We start from the raw sequence: 23,782 nt of genomic DNA, 5'->3' as shown, positions 1-23,782 counted from the left end.
GTCTTGTAGCTCATCATTCGCAACATGTCCCGTATCAAGAGTGCACCCATGTTGACCTGGTCCCTTGTGATCCCCACCTATAACCGCCGCGACGTGCTGCTGCGGGCTCTGCCCCTAGCCCTGCGCCAGACCGAACCCCCAGTCCAGGTGGTGATCGTCGATTCGTCAGAAGATTGGGAAATGACGCGGCAGGCGGTGCAGAAGCTGGCGGCAGATCACCCCGCCATCCGGCTGGATTACCTTCAGGCCAACACGCCGTCCTCGGCCACGCAGCGCAACCAGGGAGTCGAAGAGGCCATCGGCGATATCGTCGTGATGATTGACGACGACAGCTTCCTTTATCCTGATTACGTTGAACGGATCCTAGCGGTCTATGCGGCCGATTCTCAAGGCGTGCTCGCAGCGGTCAATGGCGTGAACGTCTCCGTCATGCCCGATGCCCAGGCCGCGACGGGACTGGCGCGCAAGGCCGACAGCCGGGAAAAGATCACGGGGATGCGCGACCGAGTGATGCGATACCGCCTGGGCCGCTGGATCAGCAGCCGGATCCTGTTCCAGGACATGCACGCGCTGTTTCTAAAATACGAGGGTGAGCGGGTCTTGTCGGTTCCTTCGAATTTCGCGCATCTGGATGTCACTCCGATGACCTTCATGGCGGGCCACGGTCTCAGCGTACGGCGCGCTGTCGCCCTAGCCGAGCCCCTGGATCGGTCGCTGCGCTATTATGCGGCATTGGAGGATTTGGATGCCTCCTATCGCTATGGCCGGCACGGCATCCTGCTGCGCGCCAACGATGCCTTGCTGCACCACTTCGAGGTAGCAGGCGGGCGTGTGAAACGACGGACTGCTACGACCTTCCAGCTGCTGAACATGCTGGTTTTCATCAAACGCAACACGAACCGGCCCGGCGTATGGCTAGGAACCTATCGCCGTATGCTGTGGCGTCGCCTTCTCGGTGAAGCAATCAAGGATGGCCTGTCGCGCCGCTGGGATTTTCCGCAGGCACGTGGCGTGCTGACCGCCATGCGCAACTGGCACAAGGTCTGGAAAACTCCCGTCGAAGAGCTGGATAGATGGTATCCTGGCCAACAGCGCGCGATCCTAAATCAAATCTGACCTCAGCCCTTGGGGACCAGCCTGCCACTGTGCTACAGAAAGAAAAGCGGCGGCCTCAAAATCTGCGTTACGGTGGCAGTCTGTGGATCAAGGCTGTCCTGAAGGCCGCCTCAGCGAGCCAGACCTTTGGCCGAACCGTGGAAGAACCAAGCACCGGATACGACAGTGCGGACTACTTCATGAACTGGCCCCCATTTCGACCAGACACCAGGCATAACCATGGAGGCTTATGCATATGCCTAAGCACGTGCTGATTTCAGAGATCGAAATCATCACCGATGATGGCCGCCGGCGCCGCTGGACCGCCGCCGAGAAGCTGCGGATCGTCGAGGAGACACTGGATGGCCAAGCGAAGCATCTCGGTCATGGCGCGCCGCAATGGCGTAGCGCCGAACCTGTTATATTGTTGACGGCGTCTGATGCTTGAAGGAGAAAGCGTCGCGGTGAATGAGGACGACGATGTGACCAGCAAATGCGTGGTCGGGGAGATGGAAAACCGCATCCATGAACTTGAGCGCCAGCTTGGCCGCAGAAGTTGCTGAGCATTTATCTGAACTCGCGGGCATCCCCGCGTCCAGCGGTCCAGAAACGAAGGCAGATCACAGGTCAGCCTGCACACTCAACGACCTACCGCTAGTCTAGACGAGCTAAGACCTGAAGGTGGTTGTTCTGCACGCGCTTCAAAATACAAGCTTGCAAAGATTGGTATAATAAGTTGATATGTTTAGCACAATATGTGCGTAGTGTTAGATCCGGCCACACAAGCTTTTCATGCTACATCAGTTAGCGGCTGGTATTCTGCAGCCAAGAACGGATACTGTGTAAGCCTCAGTGCGGAGTGCCGCGACGACCTGCCAAACGGCAGTACATCTACTCGCTTGCCGAACCGCTGTATGGATTTTAAGTGCTCAAGCTGCCTGGAAGGTAAGTGGAATTTAGTATGATGAAGCGTATTCCTTTTAATAAGCCTTCGGTAGTTGGAGGTGAGTTCTCGTTTCTTGAAGAAGCTCTCAAACGGGGACAACTGTCAGGAGACGGGTACTTCACCAAACGCTGTAATGAACGCATCGCTGAAGTCGCTGGTTCATCAGCCGCGCTGCTAACTCACTCTTGTACTGCCGCACTAGAGATGGCGGCCATTCTGTGTGATCTCAAACCGGGAGATGAGGTCATCATGCCCTCATTCACCTTTGTATCAACAGCAAATGCCGTTGCATTGCGTGGCGCCACACCAGTGTTCGTGGATATTGATCCACGGACTCTAAATATCGATCCAGACCAAATCGAAGCAGCACTCACGCCGCAGACCCGTGCAATCTTCGCGGTCCATTATGCCGGCTTCCCTGCAGAAATGGACCGCTTGAACCAGATCGCACAGACCCACGGCCTAATGGTAATCGAGGACGCGGCCCAGGCCCTCGGCTCTACCTACAAGGGACGGCCGGCCGGCAGCCTGGGAGACATTGCTGCCTTTAGCTTTCACGAGACCAAGAACATCATTAGCGGTGAAGGCGGTGCCATCACGCTGAACCGGCGGGACCTCGTTGAACGAGCCGAGATTATAAGAGAGAAAGGTACAAATAGGTCGCGCTTCTTGAGAGGCCAAGTGGACAAGTATACTTGGGTCGATATCGGCTCATCGTTTCTTCCCGGCGAATTGGTCGCAGCCTTCCTTTTTGGACAACTCGAACAGGAGGAGGTGATCCGCAAGGCACGCCTTGCCCTCTTCGACCGCTACTACAGCGCTTTCACCGATCTAGAACAGCGCGAGCGGGTTTCACTGCCATGGCACTCGGATGATGTGACCGGCAATGGTCACATGTTTTACCTCCTGATGCGGGATATCGACGATCGCGATGCGCTGATCGGGCATCTACACAAAGCCGGGATCAATGCCCCGTTCCATTACGTTCCGCTGCACAGTGCGCCAGGTGGCCGCCGGTTTGGACGCGCCAAAGGCGACCTCCCGGTAACCAACGACACGTATTCCCGCCTGATCCGCCTCCCCATGTACTTCACATTGGGCAATGAGATCGAACACGTAATCGACGTCACACGAAGCTGGCTAATCGAGAATGTTTGAGGTCTGACAATGGCTTATCTTTCGGAAGACGCACTACGCGCAATGGACTTTGCAGAGCTCGGACTGAACGTGAAGATCAGCGACAAGGCCGTTATCTATGGGGCCAACCAGATACGGATTCGGGACAATAGCCGTATTGACGATTTCTGTGTAGTTTCGGGGAATGTGGAACTAGGAAGAAATGTTCACCTGGCTCCAGGTTGCTTAGTCGCTGGCGGAAAACCAGGAATAGTTTTCGGAGATTTTTCAGGGTTTGCCTACGGCGTAAAGGCATTCTCACAGTCTGATGATTATAGCGGGCAGACCATGACCAATCCGACAGTTCCTGCGCAGTGGAAGTCGGAGCAGTTCGCCAAAGTCGAAATCGGTCGCCATGCTATTGTGGGAGCAGGAAGCATAATTTGTCCCGGCGTAACCTTGGCGGAAGGAACTGCCATAGGTGCCATGTCGCTTGTCTTGCAATCGACAGATGCATGGTCAATCTATGTCGGCAACCCGGCTCGAAGACTCCATGACCGCAAACGCAATTTGCTAGAACTGGAACGTGAATATCTAGCCAAGGAAAATCGACTTGGCCAATAAACGGAACTACATTGTCTACACGTTTTCTTGGGACGAGAACATCGGCGGCATCATCTTCATGCACAATCTCGTGCATGAGCTTAATCGGATGGGGGAGCGCGCTTTCCTGTGGAAGGGAGCGCCGATCTACAAGCAGAGTTACCGTCAACGCCTGCGCAACTGGCTGCGCCCGACGCCGATGCTCACCAACCCCCTGCTAGACACACCCATTGCGCATCGACGCGATCTTTCCGCGGACTCAATCGTAATCTATCCCGAACTTGTGCGGGGTAATCCGCTAAAGGCGCGGAATGTCGTGCGATGGCTTCTTTACAAACCTAATCTCTTGCATCCCTTTAGCTTTGGCCCTGAGGAAATGTTCTTCCGCGCTGGAGGCATGTCAGATGTGCTGGACATAACCGGCGGTGCACCAGATCTCTACTTGTGGAAAATTAATCCGGCTTACCAAAACGAGAACCGTCCCGACCGCAAGGGCGTCTGCTACATGGTACGAAAGGGAAAAAACAAACCACGCATTCCTGAGACCGAAGCCCCTAATGCAATCCAGATTGACAGCCTATCGCATGCCGAGATCAACGAAATCTTCAATCGCTGCGATACCTTCTATTCCTACGACGAAGCAACGATGTATTCCCAGTTTGCCGCAATCTGCGGCTGCACTAGCATAGTCATACCAGGCATGTTCAGTTCCCGAGAGGAGTGGGCGGGCCAACATCCAAACGGAAGGTTTGGAATTGCCTACGGAACCCATCCCACTGAACTGGAACACGCCCGCACCACCCGTCATCTACTTCTGAAGGACTTGCAACGGAAAGAAGAGGAAAGCCTGGAGACTGTCCGCAACTTCGTCAACCTTACCCACCAACGCTTCTTGGCATGAAGACATCAGCCTTATCACCTTCCGCTTGTCCCAAACATGTCTCGTGCTGTCCAAACATCCGTCAAGGAGGGCGCAGTAGCGCGCGAAATCAAGACAAAGTCACGTAGCGCTTCCCAATTCACCCAGATTGCCAACGCGGCGAAGGCGAGGCCGACTAAGGCGAGGACTGCATCTCGGCGCAGGTCAGTACCATTATGGCGATTAAGGAAGACCTGTTGCAGAGGATAAACGGTGATTACCACCAATCCACCAACCAGCAGGATACCGAACAGCCCCAGTAGCCAGAAGCCTACCAACATATAAACAATGGTCAGCACTGCTTGAGTCACTGTGAGGATCGAGAAATTGCGCGAATTCCCTTCGGCCAGCAAAAGCTGCGAGTTGCCTCTGATCAGTGCGGCAGGAAAGCCCATTATCGACAGGACGATCATCATTGGCCCGGCGGCAGCATAGCGTGGGTCGTAAAGCAGCTCGATCAGCCAATCGCCGATCACCGCCAGGGTGCCTGACATGACGATCAACGCTCCTGCCAACAGCATTCTCGCCCGTCCGATCCGGCGACGGCTCAGTGCGCTCTCGGAAGGGCGAATCTCCCGGTACAGGGGGAACAGAATCCGGGTAGCAAGCATATCGCCCAGCATTCCCGGAAAGCTCGCCATAAAGAAGGCGATGTTATAGATCCCCAGATCGCCGAATCCGACCAGCTTGCCCATCAGCACCTTGTCGCCTTGGTTGACGACGAATCCCGCCATCGTGCTGAGGAAGATGTAGCGGCCGAACGACATCAGGGCCTGCGCGGCCGACGGATCCCACCGCAGCCGGTTCGACACGCCTGGCAGGAACAGATGTCCGGCCAGCACCCCCAGCAGGCCACTGAGCAGCGAACCAATCACGAGTGCCCAGATCGAGGGCCAGATCCAGGCGAGGATCACCATTCCGAGGGTGCCAATGCATTGGATGGCGAGGCTAATCCCAGACTGCCGCCCCAGCCGGAGCTGGCGGTTGGCCACCAGGGCTTTGGTGGTCTGAAAACCCGCAATAAGGGCCGTCAGCCCTACAGCCGGCATCAGAGAAAGCAGTTGCGGTTCGTTGTAGAATTGGGCTGCGGGCCAAGCTAGCGCGCAGGCACCCAGCCACAACATCACGCCGCGCCCAATTTGAATCGTCCAAGCGGTATTAAGGAAATCTGGGTCCTCGCCGCGTCGATTCTGGATTATTGAGGGACCGATGCCAATATCGGAAAACATCGCTAGCCCGGTCATGAAAGTCTGAACCAGCGCCATCAACCCGAATGCTTCGGGAAACAGCAGCCGCGTCAGGATCAGGTTCGAGCCCAGGCGGATTAGCTGCTGCGCGACCGTGGTTCCTAGGCTGATGGCAATGCCGCGCATTGCGCGGCTACGCAACCCCTCACCCTGAAAATGTTTCGACAGTTTCAATATCTTAACCCCAACCGAATTTGAGTACGACATACCGCACCAAGCCCGCGGATCCACACACTTCTTGAGGTTAAGAAGCAGGATTTTTAACGTTAACCCCTGAAATAACCGGTCTCACGTGTTCCTCTCCTTGTATGCGAAGTAGGCAACATTGAAAGAGCGGAGCAAGGAACCCAATCACTCAGCCAGAGGTGGTCCGGGATTTTCAACCAGTTTGCCGCTTCGCTAAGCTCGGGCATGGGTTCATGTCAGGCAGCGATTCTCAGGTTCTGGTTGGCAGTATCATAGGCTTCAGCTGGCGTCAGCAACCCGTGCGCTGAGTGCGGACGTTTTTCATTGTAATAGCTGATCCAGGCGCCGATGCCCCTGCGGGCCTCGGTCCCGGTCTCGAAAGCGTTCAGGTAGACGCACTCGTATTTGAGGGAACGCCACAGCCTTTCAATCATCCGGTTGTCGATCCAGCGGCCACGCCCATCCATGGAGATCTTCACCTGGGCATTCAGCAGCACCTCGGTGAACTCGGTGCTGGTGAATTGCGACCCTTGGTCGGAGTTGCAGATCTCGGGCGGCCCGTATTTGGCCAGCGCCTCCTTCAGGGCCTCGACGCAAAAGCTTGCGTCCATGGAGTTCGACAGCCGCCAGCTGAGCACCTTGCGGCTGTGCCAGTCCATGATGGCTACCAGGTAAAGGAACCCCCGGCGCATGGGGATGTAGCTGATGTCGGTGCACCAGACCTGATTGGGGCGGGTGATGGACAGGTTCTTGAGAAGGTAAGGGTAAATCTTGTGCTCAGGGTGCTTCTTGCTGGTCTTCGGCTCCTGGTAGATCGGCACCAGACGCATGAGCTTCGAGTGCCTCGGCCGAACAGGTTATTCTTGAACGGTCCCTGCGTGCGCGCACCACGGTGATCCGACCACACATTCCATGAACATCCGACCGGCCATTCCACGACCATCCGACCACCCGTTCCAGCCGCATCCGACCAGGCTGATCTGAGCGGGCTCCGTCACGCGGGGCGGGTCTGAGGCAGACCACCTGCGCTACCCAGAAGCTGTTGCGACAGCGGAAGAAGGGGCGCGATGAGGAGACTGCCGATGAGGAAGATCGAGGACGTGCTGCGCCTGCATGCGCAGGGAATGTCGACCCGGCGGATCGCACTTGCGACCGGCGTCGGCAAGACAACGGTGATCGAGTATCTGCGCCGTGCCGCGGTGGCTGGCCTGTCCTGGCCGCTGCCCGAGGGCCTGGACGAGGAGGCACTGGAGCGGCGAGTGTTTCCGCCTCCGCCGCCCTCGCAGGACCGGCAATTCGCCGCTGCAGACTGGGCGATGGTTCATCGCGAGCTGAAGCGGCCGGGCGTCACGCTGGCGCTGCTTTGGGACGAGTATCGGGGCCAGCACCCCGACGGCTATGGCTACTCGGCCTTTTGCGAGCACTACCGCCGCTGGGTCGGGCGGCTTTCGCCCATCATGCGCCAACGCCATGTCGCAGGCGAGCGGATGTTCGTCGACTACTCGGGCACCCGAATGACGGTGACCGACCCGGTGACCGGCGCTGCCCGTCCAGCGGAGATCTTCATTGCCGTGATGGGCGCCTCGAACATGACCTACGCCGAGGCGACCTGGAGCCAGGCGCTGCCGGATTGGATCGGCGCTCATACCCGTGCCTTTGCCGCGTTTGGGGCGGTGCCGGCGCTTGTCGTTTCGGATAATCTCAAGGCCGGCGTGATCCGGGCCTGCTTCTACGAGCCCGAGATCAACCGCAGCTATGCGGAGATGGCAGCGCACTACGGCACAGCCATCCTTCCGGCACGTCCTTACAAGCCACGTGACAAGGCCAAGGTCGAAGGGGCGGTTCTTCTTGCTCAGCGCTGGATCATAGCGCGATTGCGCAACCGGCAGTTCTTCACCCTCGACGAACTCAACGCCGCCATCCGCGAAGAGCTTGCTCGCCTGAACGCCCGTGTCAGCCGTCACCTTGGTGCTGCGCGTCAGGACCTTTTCGAGACGCTCGATCGCCCGGCCATGCAGCCGCTGCCTCCGGAGCCTTTCGTCCATGCCGACTGGCGCCGCGCCACCGTCGGGGTCGACTATCACGTCCGGCTGGAAGGCCACCATTACTCGGTGCCCCATGATCTGATCCGCCAGCAGCTCTGGGCACGGCTGACGGCAGGCACCGTCGAGATCTTCCGCGCCGGCAAGCGCGTGGCCTGCCACAGGCGCGCCGGCCCGGGCGACACGGGCGCAACGACGCTGAACGACCATCGTCCTGCCAGCCATCGCCGCTATGCCGAGACCACGCCCGAGCAGCTGCGCGACCGGGCCGCCCGCATCGGTCCTGCCACCGGGATCCTGATCGACGTCATCCTCCGCGACAGGCCGCACCCCGAACAGGGCTTTCGCTCCTGCCTCGGCATCCTGCGTCTGGCCCGCAGCTATGGACCCGAGCGGGTCGAGGCCGCCTGTGACCGCGCGCTCGCCATCAACACCCGCACCATGACGTCGGTGAAGTCGATCCTGCTGAACCGCCTCGACGGCCGTCCCCCGGACCGGCCACCCGAAGCCCCGCCCATCACCCACGCCAACATCCGTGGCGCCAAGTTCTTCCACTGACCAAAGGAGACAAACCCTTGCTGACCCACCCCACCCACCAAGCGCTGAACGCACTGAAGCTCGACGGCATGGCCGAAGCTTTTGCCGAGCTGATCAGCGAAGATCGCGGCCGCAGCCTCGACCCCGTCGCCTGGATCGGGCTGATGCTGGACCGCGAACAAGCCCGGCGCGGCACCCGCCGGTTCCAGTCGCGCCTGCGTGCCGCCAACCTGCGCCATGGCGGCGCCTGCATGGAGGATGTGGACTACCGGACCTCCCGCGGCCTCGACCGCGCCTTGTTCCAAAGCCTCGCCAGCCCAGACTGGATCGACCGGCACCGCTCGGTCCTGATCACCGGGCCCTGCGGGGTCGGCAAGTCGTGGCTGGCCTGCGCACTCGGCCACGGGGCCAGCCGCGCGGACCGCACCGTTCTTTACCACCGGCTGCCGCGGCTCTTCTCCGACCTCGAGTTGGCGCGCGGCGACGGGCGCTTCGACCGGCTGTTCCGCAAGATCGCGCGTGTGGATCTTCTGATCCTTGACGACTGGGGTCCCGAACGCCTGACCGCCACGCAGCGCCGCGACCTGATGGAGATCGTGGAGGAGCGCTACGGCCGCCGCTCAACCATCGTCACCAGTCAGCTCCCCGTGGAGACCTGGCACGATGTCATCGGTGAGCCCACCTTCGCCGACGCCATCCTCGACAGGCTGGTTCACAATGCCTATCGCATTCCCCTGGATGGTCCGTCGCTGCGCAAGACCGGCATCGACAACCGCTCCGAGGCCAGCCAATGAGCAGGACCCCAGCCCCAGGTTGCCCACTGGTCCCTCCTACGCGCCCGACACCGCCAGCCTCCTGGCGGGCGCGGCGCCGGGCGCGCGGGACCCTCCCGCGGACAACCCTCCGCACCACCGTCACCCTTGACCGGATGCCCCCGGATCAACCATGAAGACTTTGCCTCAGACCGCTACCGTCGACCGGTCTGATGCCCGTGGAACGGCTGGTCGGATGTTGCTGGAATAAGCGGTCGGATGCCGTGGAATACGCACCCTGCGTCCCCAGCCGTCCGTCCTGGGCGTGGAACGCGGGCGACAAGACAGTCTGGAGGTCGAGGAGGGGGTTCGGATAAAGGCCAGCCCCGGACGCGTCATCCTGACGGGCCGGGGCGTGACAGCGGATTTCCTGCGCGACCTCAAGGACTGGCTTGCAGGTCGCGCCTAAGGTTTCGCATGAGAAAGTCGTGACCAACTCCTAATCAGATCGGGTCGTCGGTCACCTGCGGCATCGAAGCCTGCAGATCCTCCCAGAGCGCCTTTAGGGCTGCATCCTTCGTATAGTCGATAAAATTTGCCTCGCCGGTGCTGCTCGTACGGATCTGGCCGCTGCCCTTGCCCGCGTCGCTGATCAGAAGAACGACCTCGTCCTTGACATAGTCGATGCGGATCAGGGCGTCGCGGTCCCTGCCCAAGCCCGAAACGCTGATGTCGTCGAACGATCCGATGATCTGGTCGGCGCTAATCAGCGTCCAACTGTTGCCGGTTTGCTGGTCCAGGCTCGTCAAGTCGATCGACAGGTCACCGCCTAGCCGAATTCCCGATGTCACCGTTGAGGTCTCGAAGGCACCCGAATAGAACTCGGATAACTGGCCCAGTCCGGTCGCATCGGCGACGAAGGACAGTTCGCCCCCCTCATGCAGGTGCAGAGCGGCCGTCTTGCTATCGCCACCGTCGAAGCCCACCTTGGCCTTGCTGCCGGAGATCGACAGGCTGCTGCCGCTGGCCAGATCGAAGCGCCCTCCGGCCGTGGCAAGAAGCAGTTGCGCATCATCCGAAACGTCGATGCTGGCCTTGCCTACAAATTCCCCGGTGTTGGCGAAGCGACCACCATCGAGATCCAGCGTCAGCAGGTCCCGGTCGCGATAGCCATCAACCCAGACCTGGCCGGCATTGTCGATCTGCAGCAGGTTTCCGGTCTTGCTGGTCGATATCTTGCCTTCGATGTTCAGGCGCCCCGATGTCGCCTTCATCTGCCCGAAATCGCCGAAGATGAAATCGTCGATCGTGGCTGTCTCGGCCCCGAACAGCACGCGGTTGCCGCCCAGGTGGACGCTGTCGCCATCCTGCGTGCCAGGCAGGTCTTCGCTTGACCAGTTCAGGCGGTTGTCCCACCGCATGCCCTCGGCCCGGTCATCGGGTGCAAAGCGAACCGTCTCAGCTTCGGCGCGTAGCGTAGTATCCAGCCCAAAGCCGTTGCGGAAGAAGGCATTGATAACATCGGCGTCGACAGTGGCATCCAATTTTCCATCCGCCTGCTCACGCAGATGGTTTGCCAGATCGGCAATGGTGGCTGTCTTCTTGCCCAGCAGTTGCGCTGTGAACTTCTGGATGGTTGTCTGGTTCAAGACGGTCGTGGAAAGTCCGGCCGTATTTAGGGACGTTCCCGTCTTTCCGCCCCCGGTCCAGTTATAGACGATAGTATCGTTTACGAAGTCCTCGGTATTTGCAAGCGCGGTATGAGCAATGTTCTTGATCGCCTGTTCGGCTCGATTGCTGGGATCGGCCAAATGGGCGACGATGTTGCCGATCAGCGAATTCTGCTTGCCGTTGTTGTCGATGCCCATCGACAACGCGCCATCCAGGAGGGAGAGTTGCCTGTATCCGGCCGATGTGACGATGTTGTCCAAGGCCAGAGTATAGCTGCTGCCCCCGAAGAAGTTCAGGCCGGCATTGTTGTCGATGAAGGTATTGTTCTCGATGACGCCACCTGGGCGGACCTGGGCGCCAAAGGACGACCCGCGCATGAAGATGTTATCGCGCACCGTTACGTCAAGGTTGTCGTTCTGGACGTAAAGGTTGTGGTTGAACTTGCTCGGCGGCATGGCGGCTGATGTGGACATAGACGGATCGTATCCGTCGGCCCAACCGTTGTGGTCGAAGAAGGTGCTGGCCAGGAAAACGCCATCACTATCTGCTACATAAACACCGGCGACCTTGTTCGCGCCCGCATCCCAAACCTTTCCGCCATTGATGGGATTTAGACGTGCCACGTCGATGATGTCGGAATTGACCAGCGAGAAGTTTTTAACATTCTGCACGGCCATCCCGTTCAGGGTCACGCTGATATTGTCGAACAGCAGGTTCTCGCCCAGCAGCGCGCTGACATGCGTAGTGTCGATATTCTGGATGACGACGTGGCTGACCTGATCCTGAAAGATGTTGATTTTGCCCCTGATCAGCGGATCATCTCCTCGACCATAGGCGCCGATGTAAAGCGGATTAAGCGCACTTTCGCCCGAGGCGCCGCGGTTCACGACCTGGCCAACATCCCCATAGTCGTAGCCGCGCTCGAACAGCAGCCAGTTTGAATTCGGGCTGACCCCGCGCCCAGTCGAGGCATACCACAACTCCATGCCGATTTTGGCATCCAGGGCCTTGTCAGGTGTAGCTCCGTATTCAGGATGGTCCAGTAGCCATTTCCCCGTTACCTTGCTGATCGCGATCCCTTCGGTCTTAGCGATCTCGGCCGCCGTTAAGCCATGTTCGCCTTTGGTGACATGAATCTTTCTGTGATGATCACCATGCTCGACCACAACGCGACCATCCGCGCCTGTTTCCAGCATGTAGAAATCGCCCTTGCCCCAGCCTTCCGGCTCCTGGCCAGCCATGACGTCGACCTTTGCCTGGACCTGCTGGGTCTTGCCGTTTTGATAGGTAATTTCATAGCTAAATGCGGTATCAGTCTGGTTATCCGGATTTTCGCTAAGGACCAAAGAGAGGGTCTTGTCGGGACTGACGCTGACATGTCCATGGCTGGTCTGAGACAGGATCTTGATGCTGGCGATCCCGCTTTCCGTCGGTTCGATCATTAGGACGCGGCCAGCCTCGGCGGTTAGGTTTTCGGTGCCTTGGGGCAGGAGCGTGGGTTCGGGATCCGGCGTCGAGATGACAGGCGAGTCGGATTCTGGTTGGGGTTCCAGCGCCGCAGGGGGTTGAAAACCGGTTTGCTTATAATAGTCAATCATCGCCTGACGCAGAAAGTCCGACGAGGCAGTTATCTCTGGCAAGGCAATGGCCCGGCTGCTGGTCACCGCGGCCGGCACGATGACCTGTGAAGCGTCCTGCGCTTGTATTTCTGGGACACGTGACATAGTGCCGGTGGGCCCGATCAGTCCAGGCAAAGCAACAAGCAGATCGCGCAGCATAAAAATTCCTTTGGTAGCAGGCTCAGAAAAAGCGAACTATTTGGTACAGTTCACGATGGCAGACAGTGTGTAGAAAGGATCCACATGCGCAGGTAGAGAAAAAGTTAATGTCGGCAGATTCTTGCCCCTACCACTGCGTAATTTAGCGTTTTCTGCCAACTTGCGCAGAAGTGTAAAAAGGCAAATCCGAAGCGCCGCATCCACCCTTACGCTAGGTATTATTGAGAAACAGAGATGGCGTTGATGATGGGTTGGGTAGCCCCTCCTGACGGCACTTGTGCCACTGTGGTCCGGGCTGGATCAGGAGGTTTGAGCTATGAAGGAAGTATCGATCATCGGCGTTGACCTGGCCAAGCAGGTCTTTCAACTCCACGGAGCGACGGCCGAGGGAGAGATTGTGTTTCGCAAGAAGCTGTCGCGCAAACAGTTCCTGGCGTTCATGCAGGCGCACCCTGGCTGCCGGGTTGCACTGGAGGCCTGCACCACAGCGCACTACTGGGCTCGAACACTAGCAGATCTGGGCCATGAGGTGCGGCTGATTGCACCGAAGTTCGTCAAGCCTTATGTGAAGAACCAGAAGAACGACATAGCGGACGCAGAAGCGATCGTGGAGGCAGCCAGCCGTCCCACCATGTGCTTTGTCTAGGTAAAGACGCCAGAACAGCAAGGCATAGGCATGGTCTTCCGGTTACGTGACCTGCTCATTGGGCAGCGCACGCAGACGATCAACGCGCTGCGCGGTCACCTCGCCGAGTTTGGCATCATTGCAGGCAAGGGGCGGGAGAACGTCAGCAGACTTCGGTTGGCTCTGGAACAGGGAGTGTCCTGAACTGTGTATCTAGCCCGGTCCATGCGGTTTCAGATACTCAAGCGTCGAAGCGCTCGCCGAACATTATGGCGAACTGGTTGCGGGCCGCAAACCATTCCCGGACGTTTCGGCCGTCTTTCTCGAAGCTGCGGATGGCCAGGTAGATCAGCTTTGTCGCCGCCTCGTCTGTGGGGAATGACCCTCCGGTCTTGATCGACTTGCGGATGACCCGGTTCAGACTTTCTATGGCATTGGTGGTGTAGATGATCTTGCGGATCGCCGGATCGAAGGCAAAGAACGGGATCACCTCGGCCCATGCTCGTCGCCAGGCTGGGGCGATGGACGCGTATTTCCCGGCCCATTTCTCCTCAAAGGCATCGAGTTCGGCCTCGGCCATTGCGGCGGTTGGGGCGCTGTAAATCCGGCGCAGATCGGCAGCCACAACCTTGCGGTCCTTCCAGGAGCAATAGCTCAGGCTATGGCGGACCAGATGCATCGAGCCATGGGAACGCCACTGGTCCGAGTGACCATGGCGAGGGCAGGTCTGGACCATGGCCTCGGGAAAGGCGGCAGTGATAGCCTCAGGAAAGCCCTTCAGCCCGTCGACGACCCCGATCAGGACGTCCTGAACACCCCGGTTCTTCAGCTCGTTCATCACCGACAGCCAGAACTTGGCGCCCTCGTTTTCAACGATCCAAAGGCCCAGGACCTCGCGCAGGCCGTCACGGGTCACGCCAAGGGCGATGTAGACAGCCTTGTTCTTGACGGTGCGGCTGTCGGCATCGCGGATCTTCACCCGCAGCGCGTCGAAGATGGAGGAGGATCAGAAAACGGGGGTGGGGCCCCGTTTTCCCGACGACGGATCGGATACATCCGGTCCAGTGCCCGGCCTTGCCATTCCCGAACCTCGTCCAGAACCGCGTCAGTGACGCGGCTGATCAGGTCGGGGGAGACCTTCAGGCCGTAAAGATCGAGCAGATGCGCCTGGATGTCGCGCACCGTCAGCCCGGCGGCATAGAGCCCGTCCGCCATGGGCCTCGGACCAGTGGCGGCTTCCATGGCGAACTCTTGTCATCCATGCCATCAATGCGGGTCTGGCCCTTCTTCACCAGCTCCGGCTCGAAGCTGCTGTCGCGGTCGCGGGGCACAGCCACCGGCAGTTCGCCGTCCTGGCCCTTCAGTACCTTCGTCGACGAGCCGTTGCGCCGGTTCGCCTGGCCCGGAGGTGCTTCCTTGCCTTCCTCATAGCCCAGATGCGCGGTCAGCTCCGCACCCAGCATCCGCTCCATCAGCCGGATCTTCAGCTCCTTCATCAGCCCGGCATCGCCGAGCAGATCCTCAGGGCGCTCAACACCCTTCAGCAGTTCATCCAGAAGTTCCTTGGAGATTGTCATGCATGCTTCCTTTCGGTGAAGCATGGACCCGATCAGTCATACACAGAAGACCTGACACTCTCCTGGAACAAGATGAGGAGGCTCCAGATCTGCCGGCCCCGGTTCGTCATATGGCACAACTTTGCTTTGAGCAGATCGACAGTTTGTCCCAAAGGATCGCAGAACTCGACACACAGATTACCGCGGCCAGCAGGCGCTCGCGGTTTTCCGCGCGTCTGCAGAAGATGCCGGGTATTGGTCCTATCACCTCGATGGCTCTTGCTGCCTTTGCTCCCCCGATGGAAACCTTCCGTCGAGGCCGCGACTTTTCGGCTTGGCTGGGGCTTGTGCCGAAACAGCACTCCAGCGGCGGCAAGCAAAGGCTTGGGCGCACGAGCAAGTCCAGACAGTGCGACATCCGGCGTCTGCTGATCATCGGCGCGATGGCGGTGATCTCCTGAGCCAAAGTTCGGCTACCAGCGGAGAACTCCTGGCTGGGCCGTATCCTGGCCAGGAAGCCGAAGATGCCGGCAGCGGTTGCGCTGGCCAACAAGATGGCCCGCATGCTGTGGGCCATGATCACAAGGATGAAGAGTCTCGAAGGGGGCCGCTTCTAGCGCGTTGAAGAACCGGAAGCCCAACCTCGGAAGTGCGGGAGAAGCTGAAGCTGTATGAAATCAATCGAACAGATCAGGGCCAGGAAAATCAGTGTCACATGAAGAGCTTCGAGCTCGTTTTGATGTTTTGATCCTGACCCGCAGATCCCATACCGGCCAAGGGGCGCAGCGCCTCGAAAAAAGGCCTGACACATGGGCGCATTCGATTATATCATTGCTAAGGCATTAGCCCCCTAAACCTAGGGCTACCCACACATGATGTGACCGCCCCCCGACGGCATCTGATGTGCCAAGGTGGGTCTGCGACGATCCACAAGGGGAGCGGTGACATCATCTACGCCAGTGGCACGTCAGCCCTAGGAAGCGATAGGCGATCAAGCCGGGTTCTTTGTCATCCAAAAAACAGGGGGCGCATGACAAGCCGGGCGAAATCGCGGAAAAATCCTTTCGGCGCACGAAGCCTGTGACCCCGAAACGCCGCCAGCGGCGCATTTAGCCCTGCCCCTGCCATCCAAGCCAAACCGGCCGCGACGGCTCCCGAACGACCGCAGGTCTTGAGGTAATAGAAGCGCCAGGAATCGTACCAGTAGGCGGGCTTGGCCTTGCGGACAGAACCGCTTCTGACATCCGTGGCCACGCCTTCGGCATGCTGGACGCGAGCAGCGGGAACATACAAAATTTCATACCCCGATTTTCGCATGCGAAACATTAGTTCGACTTCTTCGTAATACAGAAAAAAATCGGGATCAAATCCACCTAAAGCCCGCAGCACCGGCAGGCGCATCATCACCGCCGCACCGGAAACCCAATCGACCGGCCCGTCGGAATGATCGGCTGGCAGGGCGACCTTGCTGTCCCAGAACAGCCGGGACAAAGGGCCGAAGTTCACCGCTTCCACAAATTCGCTCAAGGCCGAAGGAAAGCGGAAGGCGGCCGAGACCGGCGTACCTGAGGGCAGGGCAATCCCCGCCCCTGCCGCAGCTGCCTGCGGTTCCACATCCAGGCGGTCGGCCAAGAAGGCGATTGCCTCGTTTTCTAGTTGCGCGTCCGGGTTCAGCAGGAAGACGTAATCGGGCGGTGCAGGGCTGTCCCAAAGCGCGCGCAGCACGACATTGTTGCCGCGCCCGAAGCCATGATTTTCCTTTTCTAACCATAGCGTGACGCGGTCCCCCCACCTCCTCCCAGCATGGGCGTCGACCAGCACAGCACCATCCCCGCCAGGAGAGGCATTATCCAGGAGGTGCACCTGGACGGGATGGCCGTGATCGCGCGCCAGAACGCTTTCCACGGCGGCAATAGCCAGCTCGGCTGTTCCATAGTTGATAATGATAACGGCTATAGAAGAAGGCATGATGATGGCCATCGGAGCAAAGGACAGGAACGAGCCAGAGGCTTATCGCCCTAATAGCCAAAAATCCGAATGGTCCCCAGGGAAATCAGCCGGGCCTGACCATTTTAGGGTGGTGATGGCGCGCAGGCTCAGGACCGCTAGGTCCTATGGTCAGACCTGAAGCCGGTCAATATGATGGCAGTCGACCACCCGCAGGCCCAATCGACGGCCTGCTGCCCTGGAACTTCAAGCCGTCAAGATGAACGCAAGTGGGGCGCAGCCGCCGTGTGTGGATGCCTGGTTGAATGCAAGTGGGATCTTAAACACGATTGGGCATGTGATCAGGTGCGGTCATGTGTCCGGCCTCGAAAAATGCAACCCTTCATTTGCCGCGGGCCTTATGGATATATGCAAGTCAGGTTCAGTTTGCTTACCCGCGCTCAGAGGCGCATCGGCGGTAGTGACAATTCTCCCGAGCGGGTCTGGTGACCGTCTGCCTTACATTCCTCGAAGTGCGGCCCAGCCGGTCCTTGCCGCCGCACGAATGTTGTCGCGGCGGGAGGCCGACCCAGGCGGCAAGGTCCCGCTCCTTTCAAAAGGTCTCTACCGGCGGTGGAAAGGTGGCGATCACCGCTGCGGTTACAGTCCCCACTCCCGGGATCGTCGACAGTCACCGCGGTATCGTCATCGGTCGCGCGCTTGCATAATTCGCGCCTGCGCGCATTGAACTTCAACATCTGCGCCCATGACAATTTGTGGCGGAAGACCACCGAGCCGTCAGCTGCGGCGCCATGCGCTTCGAATACGTTCTTCGCCGGATCTAGGCCGATGATGCTAACTTCTTTGTGGACGCTCCTCTCTGTAGCGGTGCTTTAACACCCGCCACCATGGCACATCGATGCCGTCTGGGGCGTCACCCTCTCGCTTACGATGTCCTTCCGCTTCGTTCTGACGATGGCAGTGGATATCTTTGCACGACTGTCGCGATAGCTGGCCACATGACGCCAATAGGCGGCACCAGCAGTGCATGATGTTTGCGCCGATGAGCCAGGATGTCGAAGCTGCCGGTCTAGCCCCAGGCAATTACCCGAAAAATGCAGTGGTGAGATGATACGCACAACCCCTAAAAGAATAATAAACTTGTAGACACTCATAGGTTGTTTTTCTACGTAGTGAACTTATCAAAATAAGCACCTCAAGGCTGCACCAGCGGCAGACATCTTTCTTTGTTTTCCGGAGACAGTGAATGAAAAAATCCCCTGCCCGCTCCCAGCCAGAAACGCTAAAGCGGAACAATGTGATCGCTCCTACTAAGATTGATGCTGAACCCTCGGCAGCGCCTGAAATAATCGATGCAGATCCTTCCATGATGAGCATCGTGGCGAGCGCACAGACCGTACAGGACGACATTTTTGGCGCCCATGTAAATAAGCCACTCGATCATGCTTCCTATGGGAATAACGGCAAATATGCCGTGATGGGTCTGGACGTGGACGCAATCACCCGCAAGGCAAGCGCCTCTGCTCCGAATGCCGATACAACTGCCGATCACACGAAAAATATTCTTGGGAAGGGCCATGAGAAGGCGAGCGACGCATCTAACAAGACAAATGAAAGTGCAAAAAAGGATGATGTTGCATCCCCTGCCGACAAGAAGGTCGCCGTTACCTCGGGCACTAACCGCGATGATGTGCTGACGGGAACCGAAAAGGGTGACCAGATCGACGGTGGCAACGGCGATGACATCATCACTGGCAAGGCTGGAGCAGACACCCTTCTGGGCGGCAATGGTGATGACGAAATCGACGGTGGGGCCGGAGATGATCTGATTAATGGCGGCAACGGCAACGACTACTTGGTGGGCGGTTCTGGAAATGACACGCTCAATGGCGGCAACGGTGACGATGTGCTGGTTGCCGGGCCGGGTCGTGACCTGTTGATCGGCGGGAACGGCAAAGACCTCTACGTTTTCACAAAAGACAGCTTGGGCACTGGTCTAACCACGACCACCCTGATGGTGGACAAGGATGATACAATCGACCTGACCCACCTTGACCTTTACCATGCGGAAGAAAGCGCTTTCAGTGGCAAGGCCGGCGAGATGCTGGTTCTGCGCAGCGGCAGTGTCACGACGCTGCAGGGTGACGTCGATGGAGACGGCAAAGCCGATATCGAGATCAATGTCATCGGTGAAGCAGATGCCGTGCCGGACATGCTGCTGCTTGCTCCTGCTCCGGTAAAACCTGTTCCCGCCGAGCCAATCCCCGTTGATCCTGCTCCCCTTGAGCCCGAGCTCGAACCCGAGCCTGAGCCTGAGCCTGTCGAGCCGAATCCCCTTGATCCCACGCCTATAGAACCTGAACCTCAGCCCGCGCCGGTAGAACCCGCTCCGGTGGACCCGGCTCCGGTGGAACCCGAACCTGTTGAGCCGGAACCCGCACCTGTCAGGGCAGATGGCTTCAAGGCATTCTGGTTCGTGACGTCGGGGAGCGTAAACCGCCTTTCGGATGTAAATTTTGATGTCGAACCCGAGAATGTTGGCATTCTGGACAGCATTTCGTTCAAGTCCAGCTCGGCTCCTTTCTGGGAACATGGTCCGGCGGATCACTTCGCGGGTCGCATCGCGGGCGACCTGACAATCGAGAAGACCGGGACCTACACCTTCTATCTGAACTCCGATGATGGCTCGGCTCTCCGCCTAGGGGGCGAAACTGCAATCGACAATGATGGCGCCCATAGGATGGTTGAGAAGTCGGTGACGATTGACCTCAAAGCAGGGGCTATCCCGCTAGAAGTGATATACTTTGAGCGAAACGGAGGTCAGGTTCTTGAGCTCTCTTGGAGCGGCCCGGATACCGGCGGCAAGCGCACTCCTCTCAATGCTGATCATGTCTCACATGTAATTGATGCAGTCGTGGTCCCCCAACCCGAACCTCAGCCCCAGCCTGAACCGGTAGACCCCGATTCCGTTGACCCTGCACCTGTGGACTCCGCTCCCGTCGAGCAGACTCCGACTGATCCTGCGCCAGTTAACCCCGCTCCTGCCGAGCCAATCCAAGCAGTTATAAGCGCCACCGCGCAGGAAGACCGCGTCGCGCAATTGGAAATCCCCGGCTCCGTCACGAATGGACAGCAAATCAGTTTGATCCGCATCCTGGAGCAGCCCGAAACTGGCCATGTCAGCGTGTCTCCCGACAACGGGATCACCCTGGTTATGACGGATGCACAGAAAGGTTTTGCCCAGGTCGCGTTTTCCTATGAGGTGACCCTCGCCGACAACACGGTCGTCCGCGTGGACGCCAATGTCGATCTGACACCGGCTCAGAATGCCGATGGCTGGAGTCTTGGTGAAGGCTACATGTTGGAAACCGAATCCCATGGCAATCTGATCCTTGAGCATGGCGACAACCACCGCAAGATCTTTGTTTCCGGAGGTGAGCATGCCCTCACCAAGGAAGACATTGCTGCGATGGAGGGCACAACAGTCGCTGCAATCGAGAAGACTTATGGCGGCTGGGGAAACTGGCTTTCTAAGAACTCAGAATACGGCGCTACCGAGGATATGGCCCTGACCGCCGATCTGGGCATGGCGCTTTGGAACGCGACCACCGCCTTCAAGACGACATCCAACTGGCTCCTCTTCGAGCGCGGCTACGAGTATTCGGAGGCCCAGCGCTTATTCACCCGCGGCGCGAATGGCGAATCAGAATTGAACCCGCTCGTTGTAACAGCATATGGCGAGGGTGAGGACCCTCAATTGGGCGACATGAACATCGTTCAGAACCAGTCGGCCAACATGGTCATAACCGGAGTAAAGTTGGGCAGTGCTCAGGCACTGCTAGGAGCGAACCTTCTCATCGACAACGTCACGGTGACGAAGGAGGGCAACTTCCAGAACGTCAACGGGCTGACTATCCGCAGAAGCGACTTTGTTGACATCTTCCGCGAGGTCCCGTTGAACGATACTGACACATGGGCTCAGCACATCAACCGGATAAGCGGAACCTATATCGCAAACAGCAAGGGCGTCCGCCTGGAGAGCAACCTGTTCGACCACAATGGCTGGGCCGACGGCTACGACTACAATCTGGCCGCTACCTCACCAATGCCGCCGTCAATGTATAGCCACAATATCTACATCCAGTCGAACAATTACGACGTCTCGCTGGTGGACAACATCATCATGCGGGGTGCCTCCTTCGGAGCCCAGGTCCGGTCCGGCGGCTTCATTGAGGACAACGCCTTCATCGACAACAACGCTGCGGTGAACTTCTTCGGTGGAGACAAAAATGCAGCAGGTCAGTCCTTAGGCAACTACACCCTGATGAACGGCAACCTCATCACCTCGGCTGGCCACAAGCGTGTGTCGTCTCAAGAAGGCGCACTGGCCTTCGGGATCGATGATTTTGGCAAGCAGACCTCGCTGATCGAAAACATCATCGCCCACATGGCCGATCCGGCCAATGCGGCCGAAATTGCTGCGAAATTCGTCACGCATCATGCTCTCAGCAAGAATGACACGCGCTTCTTCGATGACACCATTATCTACAGGTGGGCATCAGGCCACAAGAGCCAGAGCAACTCTTTGGATAGTAATACTGAAGGACGTGATGTTGTCAGGATGGACAAGACTACCATCCAGCAGTTCGCATCCCAACTGCTCGTCAAGGAAGGCGCTACGATTGCCGACTTGGCAGCCCTGCTGCGCGCCCAGGCACATGGCCAGCTCGACGCCGTCGTCGATGCCGATCTGATCATCGCCTTCTTCCGCGAAGGCTTTGGGCTGGATATTTCGGCACGGACTGGGTCGGAGACGCTAGTCTTCACGCCTGACGAGCGAGGCGACGGCATGCGGTGGGACAACCGGCTAAACTGGTCAACGAACGATCTGCCCGGCACTCGGGAGGGCGACAGCGTCAATCTTGCCGGCAATGCCGTTTACTTCGGGAACTATACGGAGACCGTGGACGACTTTGAGTTCGGCGACTTCGGCAAGCTTGTTGCCACGTCGGGCAAGCTGACCATTGATGGCAATATCGGCGTAAGCGAAATGGGCGCCTCGTTATCAATCGAGCGGGCCGGACAGATCTGGATCGACGGCTACCGCGACAGCGACATCCTAAAGATCGACATAGCGGGAGGACGCTTTGCCAATAAGGGCGACATAATCGGCATGATCGACATGCATGTAAGCAATAATGCTCAGGCATTGCTGGCCATTCACGGCGGCTCCTTCGAACTAATAGATGACAGCAGCCTCGTCATCGAGGGCAGCCGGGTTAAGGTGGGCTTCGATGGCCATAACGGCGACACCGGTGTACTGCGCATGCATGACGGCTCGACGCTCTCTTTCACTGCCGATGTTGCGGGCCTGTCTACCTTGGGCGAATTTCGTTCGGGTACCTTTGGAAAGGCTCCGGAGATTGACACGGCCATCCGCCTAAATGGAGATCTGAAGATTGACGTGTCCGCCTGGGCCGCCGGCTCGGCCAGCGTCAGCGAGACGCTGATCAAGGCTGACGAAATCTTGGGTAGCTTCGACTCAATTGAGGTGATCGGCATGCTCGGCGACCGGAATGCAACCATCGTCATCGACTATGATGCCGACGAGTTCCGCTTCGTGATGGGCCCTGCCAACGGCACCGGTACGGGCGAGATCAGCACGCTCGTCATTGGAGCAGATAGTGCCACGAACTGGCAACAGAAAGCGGACATGCAGGATCTGTGGCAGGCTCTGCATGATCCACACTTATCCCCAGTTGATGACCCACTGTCTCTCTAGTAAAGCCGAAGTTGTCATCTAAAGCGTTTCGGTAAAAACGTGAATCGCGAAGGGATTCCCACAAGGCGCGGTCTGTGCTCCTCTTATTCAGGGAGGATGGATCATTTAAGTACCTTTGCCTAATGCACTCCGGACACGGTTTCAGCGTAAGCGTATTCTGCTCCCCACCTTCCGACTTGCGACCTGATCGGTTCTTTGGACTGGGATGATTGTTGGAATGGAGTATCTCCATGGAGCCTGCATTGGAGTTTCTCCCGGCTGACGGCCGCAGCCGTCGGAATCGGAAGTGGCCGAATGAGGTGAAGGCGCGGGTCGTGGCGGAGACGCTGATGCCGGGGGTCACCGTGAATGAAGTGGCGCGGCGGCACGGCATTCCTGCAAACCATGTTTCCTCCTGGCGGACACTGGCGCGGACAGGGCGGCTGGTGCTGCCTGCTCCGGAAGACCCGGTAGAGTTCGCCGCCTTGATGGTAGGCCCAGCTGAGCCTGCGCCGCGTGCTGATGGTGGCGCCTTGGTCCGGCCGGAGATTGTCACGGGCGGAGTGCTGGTCCGTCTGGAAGCCGAGGCCTCGGCTGAGCGGATTGCGTCAGTCGTGCGTGCCCTGGCGGCCAGTTCATGATCTTCCCGTCCAATCGGGTGCGGATCCTGGTGGCGACAAAGCCCATCGACTTCAGGAAGGGCCATGATGGTCTGAGCGCGATGGTGTCATCGGTGCTGCGCAAGGATCCGTTCACCGGCACGGTGTTTGTGTTCCGTGCGCGTAGGGCCGATCGGCTGAAGCTGCTTTACTGGGACGGGACTGGTCTTGTGATGGCCTACAAGCGGCTGGAGGCTTCAACCTTTACTTGGCCCGCCGTCAAGGACGGGGTGATGGCGCTGAACCATGCCCAGTTCGAGGCGCTGTTTTCCGGGCTTGACTGGCGCAAGGTCAAGTCGCTGGAAATACGTCCACCGGCTACTGCAGAGTAAATCAACCGAC

The 23,782-nt window shown here is 58.6% G+C and carries 13 protein-coding genes and 5 pseudogenes; 12 read left to right on the top strand and 6 right to left on the bottom strand.

The window, feature by feature from the left end; translation table 11 throughout:
- Positions 1–24: 24 nt before the first annotated feature.
- From IE224_RS01955 to IE224_RS01935, 5 genes and pseudogenes are all read left to right on the top strand, one after another.
- Positions 25–1,116 (top strand): glycosyltransferase family A protein, encoded by a 1,092-nt coding sequence (locus IE224_RS01955; protein ID WP_308434833.1) that lies wholly within the window; start codon positions 25–27, stop codon positions 1,114–1,116.
- A 235-nt stretch (positions 1,117–1,351) separates the two neighbouring features.
- Positions 1,352–1,652 (top strand): annotated as a pseudogene (locus tag IE224_RS01950) (transposase); the annotation flags it as partial.
- Positions 1,653–2,056: 404 nt separating this feature from the next.
- Positions 2,057–3,199 (top strand): dTDP-4-amino-4,6-dideoxygalactose transaminase, encoded by a 1,143-nt coding sequence (gene rffA / locus IE224_RS01945; RefSeq protein ID WP_229849205.1) that lies wholly within the window; start codon positions 2,057–2,059, stop codon positions 3,197–3,199.
- 9 nt (positions 3,200–3,208) lie between these two features.
- The gene (locus IE224_RS01940) at positions 3,209–3,781 is read left to right on the top strand and encodes an acyltransferase (protein WP_191307539.1); all 573 of its coding nucleotides are present in this window, start codon (positions 3,209–3,211) and stop codon (positions 3,779–3,781) included.
- A complete protein-coding gene (locus IE224_RS01935) occupies positions 3,771–4,661 on the top strand; it encodes a hypothetical protein (RefSeq protein WP_191307537.1) in 891 nt (296 codons plus the stop codon). The genes IE224_RS01940 and IE224_RS01935 overlap by 11 nt, the downstream gene beginning before the upstream one ends.
- A 14-nt stretch (positions 4,662–4,675) precedes the next feature.
- Here IE224_RS01935 and IE224_RS01930 read toward each other — a convergent pair whose 3' ends face one another.
- Both IE224_RS01930 and IE224_RS01925 read right to left on the bottom strand, forming a co-directional pair.
- Entirely contained in the window at positions 4,676–6,100 is a 1,425-nt protein-coding gene (locus IE224_RS01930) for an oligosaccharide flippase family protein (RefSeq protein ID WP_191307535.1), read from the bottom strand.
- 248 nt (positions 6,101–6,348) lie between these two features.
- Positions 6,349–6,942, bottom strand: a pseudogene (locus IE224_RS01925) (IS3 family transposase); the annotation flags it as partial.
- A gap of 237 nt (positions 6,943–7,179) precedes the next feature.
- Between IE224_RS01925 and istA the strand changes: the two are divergent.
- Positions 7,180–8,712 (top strand): IS21 family transposase, encoded by a 1,533-nt coding sequence (gene istA, locus IE224_RS01920; RefSeq protein WP_191307533.1) that lies wholly within the window; start codon positions 7,180–7,182, stop codon positions 8,710–8,712.
- Positions 8,713–8,729: 17 nt separating this feature from the next.
- Entirely contained in the window at positions 8,730–9,485 is a 756-nt protein-coding gene (istB, locus tag IE224_RS01915; RefSeq protein ID WP_191307531.1) for an IS21-like element helper ATPase IstB, read from the top strand.
- A 461-nt stretch (positions 9,486–9,946) separates the two neighbouring features.
- On the opposite strand, the gene IE224_RS01910 is transcribed toward istB, so the two are convergent.
- Positions 9,947–12,892 (bottom strand): right-handed parallel beta-helix repeat-containing protein, encoded by a 2,946-nt coding sequence (locus tag IE224_RS01910; RefSeq protein WP_191307529.1) that lies wholly within the window; start codon positions 12,890–12,892, stop codon positions 9,947–9,949.
- A 316-nt stretch (positions 12,893–13,208) separates the two neighbouring features.
- Here IE224_RS01910 and IE224_RS01905 point away from each other — a divergent pair.
- A pseudogene (locus IE224_RS01905) lies at positions 13,209–13,706 on the top strand (IS110 family RNA-guided transposase); the annotation flags it as partial.
- 52 nt (positions 13,707–13,758) lie between these two features.
- On the opposite strand, the pseudogene IE224_RS01895 reads toward IE224_RS01905, so the two are convergent.
- Positions 13,759–15,118 (bottom strand): annotated as a pseudogene (locus IE224_RS01895) (IS256 family transposase).
- A gap of 86 nt (positions 15,119–15,204) precedes the next feature.
- Here IE224_RS01895 and IE224_RS01890 point away from each other — a divergent pair.
- Positions 15,205–15,534 (top strand): transposase, encoded by a 330-nt coding sequence (locus IE224_RS01890; protein WP_191307524.1) that lies wholly within the window; start codon positions 15,205–15,207, stop codon positions 15,532–15,534.
- A 547-nt stretch (positions 15,535–16,081) separates the two neighbouring features.
- Here IE224_RS01890 and IE224_RS01885 read toward each other — a convergent pair.
- Both IE224_RS01885 and IE224_RS21365 read right to left on the bottom strand, forming a co-directional pair.
- Complete coding sequence (locus IE224_RS01885) at positions 16,082–17,053, bottom strand: glycosyltransferase family 2 protein (protein ID WP_191307522.1); 972 nt, start codon at positions 17,051–17,053, stop codon at positions 16,082–16,084.
- 397 nt (positions 17,054–17,450) lie between these two features.
- Positions 17,451–17,549, bottom strand: a pseudogene (locus tag IE224_RS21365) (hypothetical protein); the annotation flags it as partial.
- Between the two features lie 717 nt (positions 17,550–18,266).
- Here IE224_RS21365 and IE224_RS01875 point away from each other — a divergent pair.
- From IE224_RS01875 to tnpB, 3 genes are all read left to right on the top strand, one after another.
- The gene (locus IE224_RS01875) at positions 18,267–22,802 is read left to right on the top strand and encodes a PA14 domain-containing protein (RefSeq protein WP_191307520.1); all 4,536 of its coding nucleotides are present in this window, start codon (positions 18,267–18,269) and stop codon (positions 22,800–22,802) included.
- A gap of 230 nt (positions 22,803–23,032) precedes the next feature.
- Complete coding sequence (gene tnpA / locus IE224_RS01870; RefSeq protein WP_191307518.1) at positions 23,033–23,422, top strand: IS66-like element accessory protein TnpA; 390 nt, start codon at positions 23,033–23,035, stop codon at positions 23,420–23,422.
- Positions 23,419–23,772 carry an IS66 family insertion sequence element accessory protein TnpB gene (tnpB, locus tag IE224_RS01865; protein ID WP_191307516.1) on the top strand — a complete coding sequence of 118 codons (354 nt, stop codon included), beginning with the start codon at positions 23,419–23,421 and terminating at the stop codon, positions 23,770–23,772. Before tnpA ends, tnpB begins: the two co-directional genes overlap by 4 nt.
- The last annotated feature ends 10 nt before the right edge of the window (positions 23,773–23,782 follow it).

Source organism: Paracoccus aerius, from assembly GCF_014656455.1.
Lineage (GTDB): Bacteria > Pseudomonadota > Alphaproteobacteria > Rhodobacterales > Rhodobacteraceae > Paracoccus > Paracoccus aerius.
Note: the sequence above shows the minus strand (reverse complement) of the source record. Positions and strands in the feature narration are given on the sequence as shown.

What these genes read in the sequence shown, in the direction of transcription:
- rffA (WP_229849205.1), top strand. Translation starts at nt 2,057, where the DNA reads ATGATGAAGCGTATTCCTTTTAATAAGCCTTCGGTAGTTGGAGGTGAG.
- tnpB (WP_191307516.1), top strand. Translation starts at nt 23,419, where the DNA reads ATGATCTTCCCGTCCAATCGGGTGCGGATCCTGGTGGCGACAAAGCCC.
- IE224_RS01940 (WP_191307539.1), top strand. Translation starts at nt 3,209, where the DNA reads ATGGCTTATCTTTCGGAAGACGCACTACGCGCAATGGACTTTGCAGAG.
- IE224_RS01890 (WP_191307524.1), top strand. Translation starts at nt 15,205, where the DNA reads ATGGCACAACTTTGCTTTGAGCAGATCGACAGTTTGTCCCAAAGGATC.
- IE224_RS01910 (WP_191307529.1), bottom strand. Translation starts at nt 12,892, where the DNA reads ATGCTGCGCGATCTGCTTGTTGCTTTGCCTGGACTGATCGGGCCCACC.
- tnpA (WP_191307518.1), top strand. Translation starts at nt 23,033, where the DNA reads ATGGAGCCTGCATTGGAGTTTCTCCCGGCTGACGGCCGCAGCCGTCGG.
- istA (WP_191307533.1), top strand. Translation starts at nt 7,180, where the DNA reads ATGAGGAGACTGCCGATGAGGAAGATCGAGGACGTGCTGCGCCTGCAT.
- IE224_RS01885 (WP_191307522.1), bottom strand. Translation starts at nt 17,053, where the DNA reads ATGGCCATCATCATGCCTTCTTCTATAGCCGTTATCATTATCAACTAT.
- IE224_RS01955 (WP_308434833.1), top strand. Translation starts at nt 25, where the DNA reads ATGTCCCGTATCAAGAGTGCACCCATGTTGACCTGGTCCCTTGTGATC.
- IE224_RS01875 (WP_191307520.1), top strand. Translation starts at nt 18,267, where the DNA reads ATGAAAAAATCCCCTGCCCGCTCCCAGCCAGAAACGCTAAAGCGGAAC.